The organism is Ktedonospora formicarum (assembly GCF_016587355.1).
GTDB classification, from domain to species: domain Bacteria; phylum Chloroflexota; class Ktedonobacteria; order Ktedonobacterales; family Ktedonobacteraceae; genus Ktedonobacter; species Ktedonobacter formicarum.
Genome location: NZ_BNJF01000004.1, coordinates 1,024,221 through 1,038,534 on the forward strand (window position 1 = coordinate 1,024,221; position 14,314 = coordinate 1,038,534).

The following is a 14,314-nucleotide window of genomic DNA, read 5'->3' on the forward strand; positions in this document are numbered from 1 at the left end:
ATGCTAGCAGTGGCCTATCCGGTGCGTACCTTGTGTGAGGTGTTGGGTCTTTCGGAAAGCACCTACTACTATTGCTCGCAGGCTGATGAAGAACAGGAGCTGCGTGAGGCGGTAGAAGTGATTGCCGTAGAGTATCCGCGCTATGGCTCACGACGCCTGACCGCCGAACTGCGTCGACGTGGGTGGGACATCAATCGCAAGCATATTCAACGACTGATGCGTGAAGAGAACCTGTTGGTTCAGGTTCGTCGCTACTGTCATACCACGATGAGTCGGCATCCCTATAATCGTTTCCCCAACCTGGTGAAACAGTTGGAGATTGTTCGACCTGATCAGGTCTGGTGTGCAGATCTGACCTACATCCGTTTACCGAAGCAGTTTGGGTTCTTAGCGGTCATCATGGACATCTTTACCCGCAGTATCCGCGGATGGGAGCTGACAAGCAATATGCTCGAAGATCTCCCTAAAGCGGCTCTGCTACGTGCCTTGCAAGAGCATCGACCAGAGATTCATCATTCGGATCAGGGTGTGCAATATGCTGCAACTGGCTATGTGGCCTTGTTGCATTCGGTTGAGGCCCAGGTGAGCATGGCAGCTAGAGGCAGACCCACCGAGAATGCCTATGCCGAGAGGCTGATGCGCACACTGAAGGAGGAAGAGGTATCGCTGCACGACTATGAGGATCTCAGCGATGCTCGGGCGCATATCGCTCGATTTCTTGATGAAGTCTACATGACTAAGCGTGTCCATTCTGCTTTAGCCTATGTTCCCCCCGCTGAGTTCGAAGCTCAGTGGAAGGCAAAGCATTCTGAAACTTGATGTCGAAAATATCTCCAGGTTTCTGGGTCCAGTACAAAGTTGTCTACAATCACACCTTTTGCGGTAGGCATTGGGAAATGGATTGTACATAATGCATGTATGCAAGCCTTCTGGGGCGATAGCGCACTAAATTTTTAGTGATATGCAATACTTCCCTCAGTAAGTGAGGAGGTAATAAAGAGTGTTTCCTTTTTTAGAGGAATGCCATTTATGTCTCATTTTATATGCTTGTACAGCAGAAGAAAGAGAGGGCAGTCTCATTAGTATTCAAAGGCGTAAGAGAAGAAATCTTCCAAGAAGGCAGCGCACTTTATAATGCCTGTTGGTCATCGGATGGAAATTGGGTAGCATGTTGCGCTGGGCAGGGCAGCATTCTTGTCGTTGATACACATACGCGTTCTCTACTTGCTTGCAATGATGGACCAGGCAGGTGGATTGCCTGTCTCGCATGGTCATCTAACAACCAACAAATTGTGGTGGGGGTTGGAGTTGGGAGCATCTTTCTCTGGGATCTTTCTGATACCAAAAAGACTACATACCTCTATGGAACGGGCAGTGAAGAATATTACCGTTTTATAGACGAACAACACTTGATCCAAATGCATAGTGTCTTCAGCGTAGTTAAACGTATAGAAACTTGAATTACTTTATGAGTTTTGAGACAATAAAATTGGCGTTTGGAATAAAAGGCTCTGCCAGAACTTCACAAGAAATTCCGTGGAGCGAAAGATATTCAACAAGGATGCGTGGAGTGACATCACGATGGAACAAGTTGAGGCAGCTTTGGCGTTTTGCGAATAATGGCAAAACGCTCGGCCTTCTTCACGGTTGCCCCTTTTTCGCGGCCTTTCGATTTTCCTCGAGGTTGAGGGGGGCGTGCAGGAGTCCCCAAACATGCCAACAATTTGTCCATCCCGCGCCTCACCTGCTGTGGAGTTGGCTGGCGCTGCGTGCTTTCCCACGGACGCAATTGCGGTTCCACCAGGGAACGCGCCAACACCAAATGATTGTGTGCAATCGCCACCAGATGGCTCCATCGCTCAAATTGTTGGGGGGTCCGCAAGCGTGGCTTCTCCCACAAGAGAGCCTGTTTGTCAAAACGGTAGCCATGCTCTTGTCCAAAGCGCAGCACATATCCCAACGCAATCTGCACCACATCGGCATCTTGATTGCCGATCCAGACAAACCAACTGGTGCGTGGATCGCGCTCCTTGTTGCTGGCATGAGGTCGCACGACCCGAATGAGCGTCACGTCCAGCCAACGAGCCTGCTTGACATGCACCTTCTTCCAGAAGGTCACCTCCACGCGACGACCTTTGGCATCAGTTCCGCTCCAGACGCCATCGGGCTGCCCATGCGTGCTCCGATCCTTGGGCTGAAGCTTGGCCCCATCTTTGCGTGGAGCCCCTCTTTTCCCTGTCGGTGGGGGCACAACCCGGTAAAAACAGCGATTGCTTTTGAGACGGCCCAGGATCCCGACCCCCAAGCTGCTACAGCGACACCACAACCACGTGGCATCGTAGCCTCGATCCAGCAGGACAATGGCCGGCGCTGGCAGTTGGGGAACCAGGCACGCCAGTTGCGCGTAGGCTACTTCAAGAGCCGTGGTCTGCGAATGCACTCGTTGTTGATCGAGAATGTAGGTCCAGCTACTGGGTGTTGGTGGCAAGACCACCACGGTCGAGAATTGCCAGCCAAACGTCACTGCCTTCTTACACTCTGGCAAGTTATGCACCTGTTGAGCCGTTCGATCTGCCGAGGTGACCGCCTCGGCTCGAGCAATACTACTGGCATCAATGCCGATCCAGTACCAGTGAAGAGCCTCTGGTGGCTTGAGATAGGATACAAAGGTCCTTCGCAAGCGCTTTTCATCGATACGTCCCTTCTCAAACGCCTTGTAGAGGCTGGGCCATTTTCGCTCAAACCACAACGATTGCGAGATCTCTGGGAACGAGGTGGCTTCGGTCGTGCTCATGAGCGCGTCGACGCTATTCCACAACGTGTCCGCAGATCGCAGAAAACAGTCATAGACATCGTGACGAAACCGGTTCAATGTGCTACAGTCCATGCAAGTAAAGTCCTTTTGTTTTGTGATTATGAGAACTTTACTTCTTTTAGGCAGCCCTCCGCAAGGTTGGGGTGCCTTTTGTTTTCTTTTGTCTAAACAGCAAAATAAAAACGTTATGGCAACAATCTCCCGCGAACAGAAAAGCGGTTGCTCAAAGCAAAGATAGCCGTCGCACTATATGACGAACTCGGCCGTGTGCCGAAAGCTGATGAAGTAGAGGATGTCTTTTTCTAACCTGCGTTATGTACAAGGCTGTACTTGGCTTACATTTTCAGCGCAAAGCCCAGAAGAAGGCAGGACAGCTAGCGCTGTTCTAACAAATAAGGAGTAGGTATGCTAATCGGCTATGCTCGTGTCTCTACCCATGACCAGAATCTTGACCTTCAGCTCGATGCTCTTCTCCTGAAAGCTGGTTGTGAGGCCAAGCGTATCTACAAAGACACAATCAGCGGTGCAAAGATTGAGCGTAAAGGTCTGGACGAAGCTCTAAGCCATCTGCGAGCAGGAGATACCTTGGTGGTGTGGCGTCTTGACCGCCTTGGCCAGACGCTGAAGCAGCTCATTGAGCTAATCAACGATTTACAAAGTCGCGAGGTTGGTTTTAGAAGTTTGCAGGAGAACATTGACACGACGATGCCTGGCGGCAAGCTGGTGTTTCATATCTTTGGGGCGCTGGCGGAATTTGAGCGCGAAGTCATACGGGATCGCACCAATGCCGGACTGCAAGCAGCATGCGCACATGGCAGGCTCGGTGGCCGCCCGAAAGCGCTGGACGATAAAAAAGCGGCACTCGCCGGGTCACTCTATGCGAGCGGAGAGCATAGCATCAAAGACATCTGTGATACCCTCCATATTTCGCGGGCGACATTGTATAAGTATGTGGGAAAAAGCCAAAGAGGACAGGATCAGTAGATTGCTTAACGAGTTCAATTGAGGTGAGATGTGACAGACTTATCTAAATATTTTGAGAGGATACTAACCGAAGAAGATCGCCCCCTGTTTCAAGAGGCGGTTTTATCTGCACTTCATGGTGCGCCCAGAGGTGCATATATATTGATCTGGATTGCTTGTGCCGAAGGAATAAAGCACAAATTCCGCGAAGCTGTTGTTCGTGATGGCAGAGCCAATAAAGCTATTAAGAGAATTGAACAAGCAGAGAGTAACCACAGCAGCGCAGACATAGTGATTCTGGATGAAGCAAAGCAGTATGGCTTCATTGATGATTTTGCTTACCAGAAGCTTGAAAATGTTTATAAGATGAGATGCGTTTATGGACACCCTTATGGAACTGCTCCAAGTGACGAAGAGCTTGCCAGTGCTGCCGCAGTAGTTGTAGGCGAAGTACTTGGAAAACCAACATTATTAAAACATGGTTTCGTGCAGACCCTGATAGATAAGTTATTCTCTGATGTTCATTATCTGGAGCATAGTGAGGAAAGTGTAAGGTCATTTGCCAGAGAAATGAGCACTCGCATTGCCACGATGGTCTACGGGTATCTGCTGGAGAAATATGTAGAGATGCTCGAACCATCATATGATGATGCTTCATTGCAGATATTAATAGAGAGAGGTTCATGGTTCTTAAATGAGTTTCTGCTCAGTGTCGGGTGTGATTTTTACTCTGCCGAACAGTGGCACAACTTTGTATCAAAATATCCAATAACAACACACCATATTATTCTTACCAGCGGGAGCTTATTTGAAGCAGTTGGCGTAAGGGCCAATGATTATATTGTTTCGTACAGCGTTACGTATGCTGATACTCGACCTTCCCGTCTGAAACGAGTCGAACAATTTTCGGATGACGGATTATTATCCAATGAGCAGAAACAGAAATTGCAAAATGTGGGTATCGAAACTATAAAGGCTGCGAACCTCAAAATCAGTACCAGCTACGCCACCATATTAGCAGCTCTGAAGTCCCATGACTGGTACAAGCAAAATCCAGCCATAAAGCTCATAGCCGCAAAAAGTAGAAGTGAGATAGCCGCACTTTTGCCAGAACAACAAGAAGAATTAGGCCGTAATATATTACAGGTTGCGGAGGGAGGGTCGAGCTATGCCTCGCTTTATATGTCAACGCTCCAAACAGATCCAAATGATTTGAGTACCCCTTTTTTAAGAGGAATCATATTTGAAGCTTTTGTGAACGAACGATTAGAGTTCAGATTTAAAGAAGAGCATATAGCTAAAGTTCTAAATTTGCTGGTGGGTCAAAAAGACATAGAAGAGGAGTTAGCCGAGGCAATTGATGCATCGAAGCTGAAGACGTGGATATCTAAAAGAGACTACCAGCGTATACTCGATCTGATAAAGAACAAGCTCAATTTGAATGTACTAGCAAAGGCACTTGAGCGTAACAGGGAAAAGCTTACTAGCACAGATGATTGGTAGGATGATGACTCCCATATGGACCTCAGAGAATAGAAGGTCATCGGAGGTCAGCCAATGAGCATTTAATCGATGCTCTATAGCCATAGAGACCGTAAATGACACTTTTCAAAAAGTGCGTGCCTGAACGTACAAATTTTATAGGTTAATGTACTAGTTTAGGTGATCAATGGACAAAACAACTGATAGTGCTCATAAAGGGAAGCGCCACAAGTTGTGGTTCAAACGAGATTGGAAAAAAGCACTCGTCATTATATTATGCCTGATGCTCATTGCGATTCACTCAATTTGGCCGCATCTTGCATTTGACAGCATCAATATTTGGCTTGGGCTTACAGCTATTGGTTTATTTCTCTTACCAAGGCTAGATTTTCTATTCCCCTACATGAAGAGGATCAAAAAGTTTAAGGCTTGGGAACTGGAACTTGAGCTAAGTGGTTTGGAAAGCAATGTTGAAAAAGCTGAAGTTGAAAATTCTGAAGCAGAGATACCCCAAAATATATCACCTGAAGTTGAGGAGGTTTTAAGAGAAGCAGCTAGAGATCCTCGTGCTGCGTTGCTTCTTCTCTCATCCAAGATAGAGACGACTGTGCGTATGAGACTCGAAGAGGCTCAACTTGACTTGAGATCTGGAGGTTTAATTCTACGTTTCCCGCCCACAAACAAAGCAATAGAAACCGGAATCGAAAAGGGGCTTTTCCCTCCTACAGCGTTATCAGCATACAGAGACTTTCAGGGAATTAGAAATAAAATAGCTCATAATTATACTTTCCAAGTTGATAACGCTACTATATTATCTCTCATTTCACTTGGATCAGAGTTACTAAAACTTCTTTCAGCAAAAAAACCTGATACAACTGGCTAAAATCCATCATTTACAATAGAACTGACTTGTTTTTAGCTGGTAGCTCATCTAACCTCGTCTGCCAGATTGAGACATCAGTTCGTCATGACCAATTTAACGCTTTTCAGAAGAATTAGCTATTTGCATCCATATGCCCACTCTGGGTGAATTCATATCGTTTTTTCGCCTCCGCTCTTATTGCAACAGATGCATAGTAGAACACACAAAAGATACCTATGATCACGGACGATACGAAAAAGATAATTGCAGCAAGCCATGAAACATGCCAAATGGCAGCAGGTATTCCTATCGCAGTGGCTAGCAGCGATATAAATGGAAAGATTCCAATAACTTTCCAGTCATAATCTTGAATGTTGTGATCCTCTTGTATAAAGCGGATAAAGAGATAGCCTCCGGCAGCTAGGATTGATAAGCCTAATGCAATCAAAGCAATAACAGTTGCGATGTCAATTGGATTGAATGACAGAAGTGCTTGAAAGATAACAAGATCTATTGCTGTAAGCCCGCCAACAAGTACTTTATCAGTCCGTGCTGACCTTGCGTCATTTTGATTCGCTGCGATGGTATCAATAAATGCTTCCTTAAGAACTGAGGTAGCCTTCTCATCAGCCCCTAGCTTTGAAAGATCAGCAAGAAATGGCTCAATATCTTCTGGCTGCGCGTTTTTAGAACGAAGTCGCATAAAGTGCCCAATAATATTTTTGAGATCCTGTATGTTCCGACGGGGAGGGTTGTTTATAGGTTCTTGTATCAACGACTTCACCTCTTTACCAAATGTATGCGCGTACAGTATATGCACCGTTTACGGATAGGGGCACAGAAAAATTATAGAGCTAATATGACCAACTTAACTTTTTTCCGCAATTTGCTGCAAAGCAACTCGTAGCTCCTGCTGACTCTGTTCAAAGTTATCAAGCACCTGAACAATAAACTCGACAACAGCATTGGTATCTTTTGCTAATCTCTCCTCTATGTCAGTAGTCCTTACCAAAGCAGCATTGCAGTGAGCTTCTAACGCGTGCTTAGAATAGACGCTATTTCGCATTTCAGTTTCCAAATGTTGGATTGCCAGTACGCGCGTATGATAGGTTTCGAACGGCCTTATAAGCGAGGGTAGATAGAGATAGACCAGCATCTCCATTTTTTCAATAGGGCAATCTGGTTCAGTCTTCACTGCATCGAAAAACCACCCAGGTGCTTTAAGCTGGAGAGTAAATTCTCCCACTTCGCAGGCACGCAAAAGTTGAACTTTAGCCCACTCTTTGATTTGAGTAGAGAGGATATATAGCTCTTCCACCCTTTCGCGCGTTTGTTTGCGTTTTTCGGCCTTCTCTGTAATACGCTGAGAAAAGCTGGTGGCAAGGAAGCCCCCTGTTATTGCTAATAGTCCACCTACTACTGTTGATATAAGTGCCATCAGATTTGGATCTAGTATCATAACCTACCTGCTCAAACGATGATAAGGAGCCGAATATCTCATCAGTAGATATAACGCATTTAGCGAGCCTCGATAAAAGGAAACATGCCCGGCTAGAAAGTAAAAGTACTGCCGCATAGCGATTTGCATTGATAGAGAAATAATATAGCGACGTAGTACACACTACGTCGCCTTTTTCTACTTCACCTCTTTCTGACCACAGACCAAGGCCGTTCCTACAATAAAGTCTTCTGCCATATCCTGCGATCCAATAACTCTAATGCTAAGCTTTTGGAAGTCGGCTATTGCCTGGGCTCGCTCGTTGGCTGACGATATGTCGGCCAGAGCGGTTGCTTTGGCATTATAGGGCTTCTGATTGCTCTTACCGTGCTCGTCGATGATCCTCAGCCGGCCATCGCGGGTGTTGATGAACTCAAGGTGTCCACCAACAATGTTCGTCAGCTCCTGAACAGAAAAATCGGTGCCATTAGCTGGTTGAACTTCCTCTTCGCGGCCATCGGGATAATAGATCGTCGACATAAGTAGAAATCCTTTCGAGTGAAGTGCTGTATTACGATTAAATCAGGTAATACACTCCTACGATAAAGGCAACCAACCAGTAAGGCAAACTATATTTTAGTCTGTAGCAGTGGCGCACACACGCGATATTCTTGCCAGCCTTCCCAAGTTTCCTGAGCAACCTGGCGATATAGACATCAAGTACTTTGTTCGTCTCCTCCTGCCAGAGCTGATTAAAGAATCTGTCTCGCTCCACTACCTTATCGGCATTGTTCATAAGCAGTGTCATGACCTGCATTTCGGTGGGTGTGAGCGTGATTACTTTATCGCCATTGATAGTAACTTGTAGCGCCTCAGACAATAGCTCCAGTGGCCTAACCTTCAGATTGCGGTTTATATTCGACCTTGTTATATGGCGTTCAGCTATTTGCGCATGCGCGAGCAGTTCTTGGTAATCATAGGGCTTGCAAATGTAGTCCTCAGCCTTGAGTGCGAAGCCGCGCATTTTGTCAGAGATGTCTGTGCAGGCGTTTATAAAGATTACTGGAATTGAATATCCATCTTCATTTATGCGCTTGACCAGTTCTATGCCAGCCATGACCAGCATACGAATATCAAAAAGTATAAGACCAGGAGAGGAGCTACTCAATCATCTCCTGGTCTTCCAGCGGATTGCCTACAGTAGCAATGTCATAGCCATTATTTCTGCGTTAAGGAATACGCCTTGTAGCCGCAAAGTAAATAAGTGCGGCACAGTTTTTTGGATAATTTCCACTTTATGCAATAAAAATTTGAGAGAGGAATGCACTCCGTCATGTCGAGCGTAAAGTGCCTATACGGGTTAACATTCTGATATGCGTTGAAAGAAGCAAGGCCGCCGACATAAAAACTGAAAGGTTTCATGGGCCTTGCTCTCTTTAAGAGGTTGTAAGTTGCACTAAAGCAAACACAAAAATTGCTACAAGCACAAGAAGTATCACAACAGTAATAAGAAGGAGGAGCGTCAAACAGAAGTGCGTGGCAATACAACAGTTCTGTTATGGACTGGGATGATGGACTTTGGCATACTTATGGCAGCCGTTAGTATTGCCAAGCACGATCATGAATGAGGGAAACCAATTCTTCTCATCGTATTAATCTACAAATGTATGTCATGCACTTTTACGGACATGCTAATGATCTATGTAAAAGCACATGACACATCTCTCATCATGGTCTCCGCTGGCTGACATTGGCATTCACAACGGAAATTTCCATTTGGATTACTTGCTATCAACCATGAATTACAAGGAGCCCTCTATGCAACCGTACGAACATCGTCACTTTTTGCTTCCAATCGCAGAAACGATGCATCTGAGTGTCACAACTCAGGGCTATCGTCGTAACATGCCTCTCATCCTCATGCCTGGCGCGTGGCAGAGTCAGATGCTCTTTCAGCCCTTTCTCGCCACACTCTCAAGCAACTACTACGTTATAACCTTTGACTTGCGAGGACATGGCAACTCCTCAAAGCCGCTAGATAACGATGCCTATTCGTTAACTCATTTTGCCAGCGACCTTCGCCAGCTCATCACCTTCTTTCAACTACAGGACCAGAACTGGGGCATCGTCGGAAGTTCAACCTTGACCTCTCACATCCTGCATCACGTCCTCCAGGAGCATGGGCTCTCAGGGCTGACAGAAGTGTATCTGATTGGAGCTAAGCGTCGCCCATCGTCGGAACTGCTGGAGTTTCTCAGCTGCAATGGATCTAGCATGTCTACAAATATGCTCTATACACTCATGCAGCAGGTGGCGTGCTATATGCTCCCTCCATCTCATAATCTCAATGATCGCTTCTGGCAGGCGTTCCGAGAGGCTCATGTGGTTCCGCTTGCCTGCTCACAGGCGCTCGCAAGAATCCTGCAAGGTCCACGCCCTTCCCTTCAGAAAGACCATTTCGAGATCCTGCATGAGTCTCTGACACTTTCCGACCTCTCAGGCTCTTCGCGGCTTCATACTTCTCTCACGCACAAAAACACTGCTGACAGGATGAACCTCTCTGCCACTGTCTCCATCACATGCTAAGCGTACATTCCAGCACAAACAGCAAAACGCCTACCAAGGAGAACCACTACAACCATGACCATCACGATTTCAGCAAATGCCCACGAATCCCATGCTCATCCGATCGAGACGTCCGTTTGGGACGCCTTCGCGAAACAGGTATACCAGACGCCCAATGCTCCCGCGCTCATTGAGCTGACGAGCAATGGAGTCTCTACAGCCATTACCTATCAAGACATATTTCAGGAGGCCCAAGCCATCGCGGACTTGCTTCAGGATGCTGGTGTGCGTCCAGGGGAGATCGTTGCCTTTCGCCTGAACAGAGGACGAGCGGCGCTCACGGCAATTCTGGGCATTGTCGCCAGTGGTGCCGCCTATCTCCCACTCGATCCTGAATGGCCTCAAGTCTATCAGAACATGCAACTTCTTGATGCCCATGTACGCCTCCTCCTTGTGGAAGCACCTCCACAGACATCACATCCCATTCACATCGAGCAAGTGATTCATGCTTCAATGCTCAGAGCCGAAAATGCTGCAAAGAAGATACAAGCAGAAGTAGCATCTTCGTCCTCCGCACCCAGCCACAGTCCCTACGGTAGCGAGCAATTACTGTATGTGCTCTACACCTCTGGGACAACTGGTAAGCCAAAGGGGGTGCGTATTCCGCACCGAGCTGTCCTGGCTCGTTTTTTGCACCCAGATTATCTCCCCATACGACCAGGGCAATATATCGCCCACTGTGCGTCGCTTACCTTTGATGCATCGACGTTCGAAATCTGGGGAACACTGCTCAACGGGGGTTGCCTTGTGAGTTTTCCCAAAGAATTGGTGCTTGCGGGACAAGCATTCTTTGACGCGCTCAAGCAGCATCACATCAGTGTCCTCTTTCTGACAACCGCTCTCTTTCATCGATACGCAAGGCAGTTTCCTGACGGTTTTTCCGACCTGGAAGCGGTCTTGTTTGGTGGGGAAGCGACTGATACCAGCGCGATTGAAGCACTGCTTGCCTCACATCCTCCACGAAGGCTCTTGCACATGTATGGGCCAACGGAAAACACGGTCTTCTCAGCTTGGTATGAGGTAGACACATTTCATCCTCTCGCCGAATATGAGAAGCCATTGCCTATTGGGCAGGCACTTCCAGCAAGCTCCTGTTATGTGCTTGATGACCAGCAACGCGAGGTCCTGCCCGGAGAGGATGGAGAGTTGTATGTAGGTGGAGATGGTCTTGCTCTTGGCTATCTCAATCGCTCTGACAGCACACGTGAGCGGTTTCTTGATGATGTCCGATTCGGACGACTCTATCGGACGGGGGATATCGTGCGAGCGCAGCCAGATGGGAACTTGATCTTCATCGGTAGACGTGATGGGCAAGTCAAACTGCGAGGTTTGTGCATTGAACTGGAAGCCATTGAAAATATTCTCCGTGGGCACCCAGCGGTCCAAGATGTCGCCTGTTCAGTCGAAGGAAGCGGAGAGCAAGCCATGCTTGTCGCCTTTCTGGTGTTCCAACCCACTGCAAAACAAGATGGTCAATCTGTCTCTGATTTGCTGGCTTCGTTCCGTGCGCTCTTTGCGATGCATCCCAGCTATCTCATTCCAGGTCGTTTCTATCGCGTTCCCGATCTTCCACTCACCACCAACGGAAAGCGAGACCGTTCTCTACTTATCCAATCCGCCTGGCGCGACAACGTCCAACCCTCCCTGCTCACAGGAGCATCTTCATCTTCTCTTCTTGAGAGCACAACAGCTCTCGCCTCCCAAGCATCTGCCACGAGTCTTCATCGGGCGCTTCATGCATTGTGCGCCCCATGCTGCTTCTCCAACCCAATGAGATCACAAGTGAGACTCAGCTTGACACGATAGGATGGCAGTCATTGCATCTGGCAACATTTGCCTCCCATGTGGCGCATCGCTTGAACTGGCCCGGCGATCAGGTGCTTCGGCTGTTCCTTTCTGCGAAGGACCCAACCATTGCCAGCTATGCACAGGCACTCTCTCATTACGCACACGCGCATGGAGCCTCGCTCGCTCCATTACTTGCCGCAGGCCAATGTGAAGCACCACCTCAGAGACAACCAACAGCATTAAGGAAGCAGACAACACGATCATCCTTTGTTACCATCAAGCATGCTCCCTTGCTTCCTCTCGTTCTGGCGCGGCAGATTCCCACTCTCGATGCCGCAGCGCTTTCCTATCTGCCCACACTTGCTCATGATGAGCAACGGCAGACCATACATGAAGCCTTCGGCCCTCGCCCAACGCTCACGCATATAGTCTCGACACCGTTTGGGCGGATCGGTATGTTCCTCTTGCCCATTGAAGCGCATCTTCTTTATGAGCATCGCGAACATCTCCTGAATCTGGCTTGCGAAGCCACCTACCTCGCACAAAGTGCGGGTGCCATAACCGTTGCCCTCACTGGGCTGATCCCGTCAGCGCTCGGCTATGGACATGATCTGGCGAAACGCTTACACGATGATCGCGAACAAACAGCAGCAATGTATCAGGAGCTATCTCAACCCGCTTCTCAATGTCCGCCGCTCCCTCCAACCGTCACCACCGGGCATGCAATCACTGCCTCGGCAGTGGTCATGAATGTGGCTCGGTTGCTCGAAGAGGCAGGGCGTTATCTCAGTCAGGAACGGGTTGCCTTTTTGGGACTGGGAAGTATCGGGCAGGCATCGCTACGCTTACTGTTAGAGGTACTCCCTCATCCCAAAGAACTCATCCTGTGTGATCTGTACCAACGGAATCTCTCGGCTCTCGAAAGGGAACTTCGCCAGATTGGGTATCAGGGAAAGCTTCATATGGCTCTGGGAGAACCCGGCCACGTTCCCTCCCAGGTGTATGACGCCTCACTCATCATTGGTGCCACCAATGTTGGCGATATCCTCGATGTAGATCGGCTCACTCCTGGAGCCCTGCTTATCGATGATAGTGGGCCGCACATTTTTGACGTTTCCCGCCTTCTTCAGCGCATCCATGTGCATGGGGATATTCTGGCGACTGAAGCAGGAGAGTTGACTGTGCCGCAGCCAATGCACGAGATACGTTACATTCCGACTGTGCCATCACGAACAACGTCTCAGACCAAGGCACACCCGTCTATGGAGGGCATATCGCTATCAGACCCCAGCACTCTCGATACCAGCGATGTTCAGAGTTGGGTGGAGAGACTGCTCCACGCAGAAGAAGCCATTGGATTACGTGATACCACCGCACGCGAGGCGATGGGGTGTCTCCTGGCAGGTGCGCTCACCCAAGCATTGCACACACCTCTCACGCTTGGGCTCGTGACGGCAGACATCGCGAAAGCGCACTATACCGCCCTTGTACAAGCGGGATGTCGCGGGGCGGCTCCACACCTGACAAACGAGTATCGCTCTTCCGCAGCATCTCTTAAAGAGTTCCGTTCGCGGTTTGGAAACATCCATCAAGACGATCATGCCTCATCTGAGAAGCGCAGCGCTTGATCTATTACCGCAAGACCGAACCTTCAGAGGTCTATGCAGTGAACGGAAAGGAGTATTCTAAACTGGCGCTTTCCCCTCTCAAGGTCAAGAATTGCACGACAAGAGGTTGCTTTTGCTCATCGAAGACACGTCGCTTGACCTTGAGGAGGGGCGCTGGATCATCGGGAGAGAGTTCAAACAGCGTTCGTTCGAGGCTATGAGCGTGAGCCAAGCTAACCGTCTCCATACAAGAGTGAGGAATCTTGCCAAGGTGTTGTAGAAGTTGGTAGACATTGCTCTCTGGCCGCTCAACTTCGGGGAGCACTTCGACAAACCAGAACGGGAGATACATATCGCTGATCGCCATGACGGTTGTATCTGTGCGTCGGTTGCGCTCGCGATACAGTACCACTTTCTCACCTTCCTTGAGAGACAAGAGGTGAGCGATCTCCTGGTCGGCATATTGGATCTTGAGCAGGAGGACCTCTTTCTCAAGGGGAGAAAGGTCTGGATTTCTGGCATTATGACGACGCAAAAGTGCTGGTTGGGCCTGAACGAGTTCGGCGACATGATACTCATTGAGGGAGGCATTATTGGGCCACGACCGCTCGCGCACTGGAAGAATCTTAACCAGCCCTTCGTTAGCAAGCCGCATCAAGAGCATTTGCGTCGTCGTATTGTTGATGTGATAGGTCTCTTCGAGTTGCTTGGGAATGAGCAGATGGGTGCCTGAA

13 protein-coding genes are annotated in these 14,314 nt (G+C 48.5%); 7 read left to right on the forward strand and 6 right to left on the reverse strand.

Features of this window, described 5'->3' with window-relative positions:
- On the forward strand, nucleotides 1–819 hold the full coding sequence (locus K3T82_RS36155) for an IS3 family transposase (protein ID WP_236031778.1): 819 nt from the start codon (nucleotides 1–3) through the stop codon (nucleotides 817–819).
- A gap of 757 nt (nucleotides 820–1,576) precedes the next feature.
- On the opposite strand, the gene K3T82_RS36160 is transcribed toward K3T82_RS36155, so the two are convergent.
- On the reverse strand, nucleotides 1,577–2,887 hold the full coding sequence (locus K3T82_RS36160; protein ID WP_220198326.1) for an NF041680 family putative transposase: 1,311 nt from the start codon (nucleotides 2,885–2,887) through the stop codon (nucleotides 1,577–1,579).
- A gap of 333 nt (nucleotides 2,888–3,220) precedes the next feature.
- Between K3T82_RS36160 and K3T82_RS36165 the strand changes: the two genes are divergently transcribed.
- The 3 genes from K3T82_RS36165 (at nucleotide 3,221) to K3T82_RS36175 (ending at nucleotide 6,143) form a co-directional block, all read left to right on the forward strand.
- Nucleotides 3,221–3,799 carry a recombinase family protein gene (locus K3T82_RS36165; protein ID WP_220198327.1) on the forward strand — a complete coding sequence of 193 codons (579 nt, stop codon included), beginning with the start codon at nucleotides 3,221–3,223 and terminating at the stop codon, nucleotides 3,797–3,799.
- A gap of 30 nt (nucleotides 3,800–3,829) precedes the next feature.
- Nucleotides 3,830–5,281 (forward strand): hypothetical protein, encoded by a 1,452-nt coding sequence (locus tag K3T82_RS36170; protein ID WP_220198328.1) that lies wholly within the window; start codon nucleotides 3,830–3,832, stop codon nucleotides 5,279–5,281.
- A 166-nt stretch (nucleotides 5,282–5,447) separates the two neighbouring features.
- The gene (locus K3T82_RS36175) at nucleotides 5,448–6,143 is read left to right on the forward strand and encodes a hypothetical protein (protein ID WP_220198329.1); all 696 of its coding nucleotides are present in this window, start codon (nucleotides 5,448–5,450) and stop codon (nucleotides 6,141–6,143) included.
- Nucleotides 6,144–6,255: 112 nt separating this feature from the next.
- On the opposite strand, the gene K3T82_RS36180 is transcribed toward K3T82_RS36175, so the two are convergent.
- The 4 genes from K3T82_RS36180 to K3T82_RS36195 form a co-directional block, all read right to left on the reverse strand.
- Nucleotides 6,256–6,897 (reverse strand): hypothetical protein, encoded by a 642-nt coding sequence (locus K3T82_RS36180; RefSeq protein WP_220198330.1) that lies wholly within the window; start codon nucleotides 6,895–6,897, stop codon nucleotides 6,256–6,258.
- A 93-nt stretch (nucleotides 6,898–6,990) separates the two neighbouring features.
- On the reverse strand, nucleotides 6,991–7,581 hold the full coding sequence (locus tag K3T82_RS36185) for a hypothetical protein (RefSeq protein ID WP_220198331.1): 591 nt from the start codon (nucleotides 7,579–7,581) through the stop codon (nucleotides 6,991–6,993).
- 177 nt (nucleotides 7,582–7,758) lie between these two features.
- Nucleotides 7,759–8,100, reverse strand: a complete 342-nt coding sequence (locus K3T82_RS36190) for a hypothetical protein (RefSeq protein WP_220198332.1) — start codon at nucleotides 8,098–8,100, stop codon at nucleotides 7,759–7,761.
- A 37-nt stretch (nucleotides 8,101–8,137) separates the two neighbouring features.
- The gene (locus K3T82_RS36195; protein WP_220198333.1) at nucleotides 8,138–8,728 is read right to left on the reverse strand and encodes a response regulator transcription factor; all 591 of its coding nucleotides are present in this window, start codon (nucleotides 8,726–8,728) and stop codon (nucleotides 8,138–8,140) included.
- A 650-nt stretch (nucleotides 8,729–9,378) separates the two neighbouring features.
- On the opposite strand from K3T82_RS36195, the gene K3T82_RS36200 reads away from it, so the two are divergent.
- Genes K3T82_RS36200 through K3T82_RS36210 form a run of 3 tightly spaced genes read left to right on the forward strand, consistent with a single transcriptional unit; the run spans nucleotide 9,379 to nucleotide 13,601 of the window.
- A complete protein-coding gene (locus K3T82_RS36200; protein ID WP_220198334.1) occupies nucleotides 9,379–10,146 on the forward strand; it encodes an alpha/beta fold hydrolase in 768 nt (255 codons plus the stop codon).
- 54 nt (nucleotides 10,147–10,200) lie between these two features.
- Nucleotides 10,201–11,991 carry an amino acid adenylation domain-containing protein gene (locus K3T82_RS36205; protein WP_220198335.1) on the forward strand — a complete coding sequence of 597 codons (1,791 nt, stop codon included), beginning with the start codon at nucleotides 10,201–10,203 and terminating at the stop codon, nucleotides 11,989–11,991.
- Between the two features lie 11 nt (nucleotides 11,992–12,002).
- A complete protein-coding gene (locus tag K3T82_RS36210) occupies nucleotides 12,003–13,601 on the forward strand; it encodes a hypothetical protein (protein WP_220198336.1) in 1,599 nt (532 codons plus the stop codon).
- 31 nt (nucleotides 13,602–13,632) lie between these two features.
- Here K3T82_RS36210 and K3T82_RS36215 read toward each other — a convergent pair.
- The coding region (locus K3T82_RS36215; protein ID WP_220198337.1) for a UTRA domain-containing protein at nucleotides 13,633–14,314 on the reverse strand (682 nt) is incomplete at its 5' end.

Excerpts from the sequence above, each read along its gene's own strand:
- K3T82_RS36205 (WP_220198335.1), top strand. The coding sequence starts at position 10,201 with ATGACCATCACGATTTCAGCAAATGCCCACGAATCCCATGCTCATCCG.
- K3T82_RS36175 (WP_220198329.1), top strand. The coding sequence starts at position 5,448 with ATGGACAAAACAACTGATAGTGCTCATAAAGGGAAGCGCCACAAGTTG.
- K3T82_RS36200 (WP_220198334.1), top strand. The coding sequence starts at position 9,379 with ATGCAACCGTACGAACATCGTCACTTTTTGCTTCCAATCGCAGAAACG.
- K3T82_RS36155 (WP_236031778.1), top strand. The coding sequence starts at position 1 with ATGCTAGCAGTGGCCTATCCGGTGCGTACCTTGTGTGAGGTGTTGGGT.
- K3T82_RS36165 (WP_220198327.1), top strand. The coding sequence starts at position 3,221 with ATGCTAATCGGCTATGCTCGTGTCTCTACCCATGACCAGAATCTTGAC.
- K3T82_RS36185 (WP_220198331.1), bottom strand. The coding sequence starts at position 7,581 with ATGATACTAGATCCAAATCTGATGGCACTTATATCAACAGTAGTAGGT.
- K3T82_RS36160 (WP_220198326.1), bottom strand. The coding sequence starts at position 2,887 with ATGGACTGTAGCACATTGAACCGGTTTCGTCACGATGTCTATGACTGT.
- K3T82_RS36190 (WP_220198332.1), bottom strand. The coding sequence starts at position 8,100 with ATGTCGACGATCTATTATCCCGATGGCCGCGAAGAGGAAGTTCAACCA.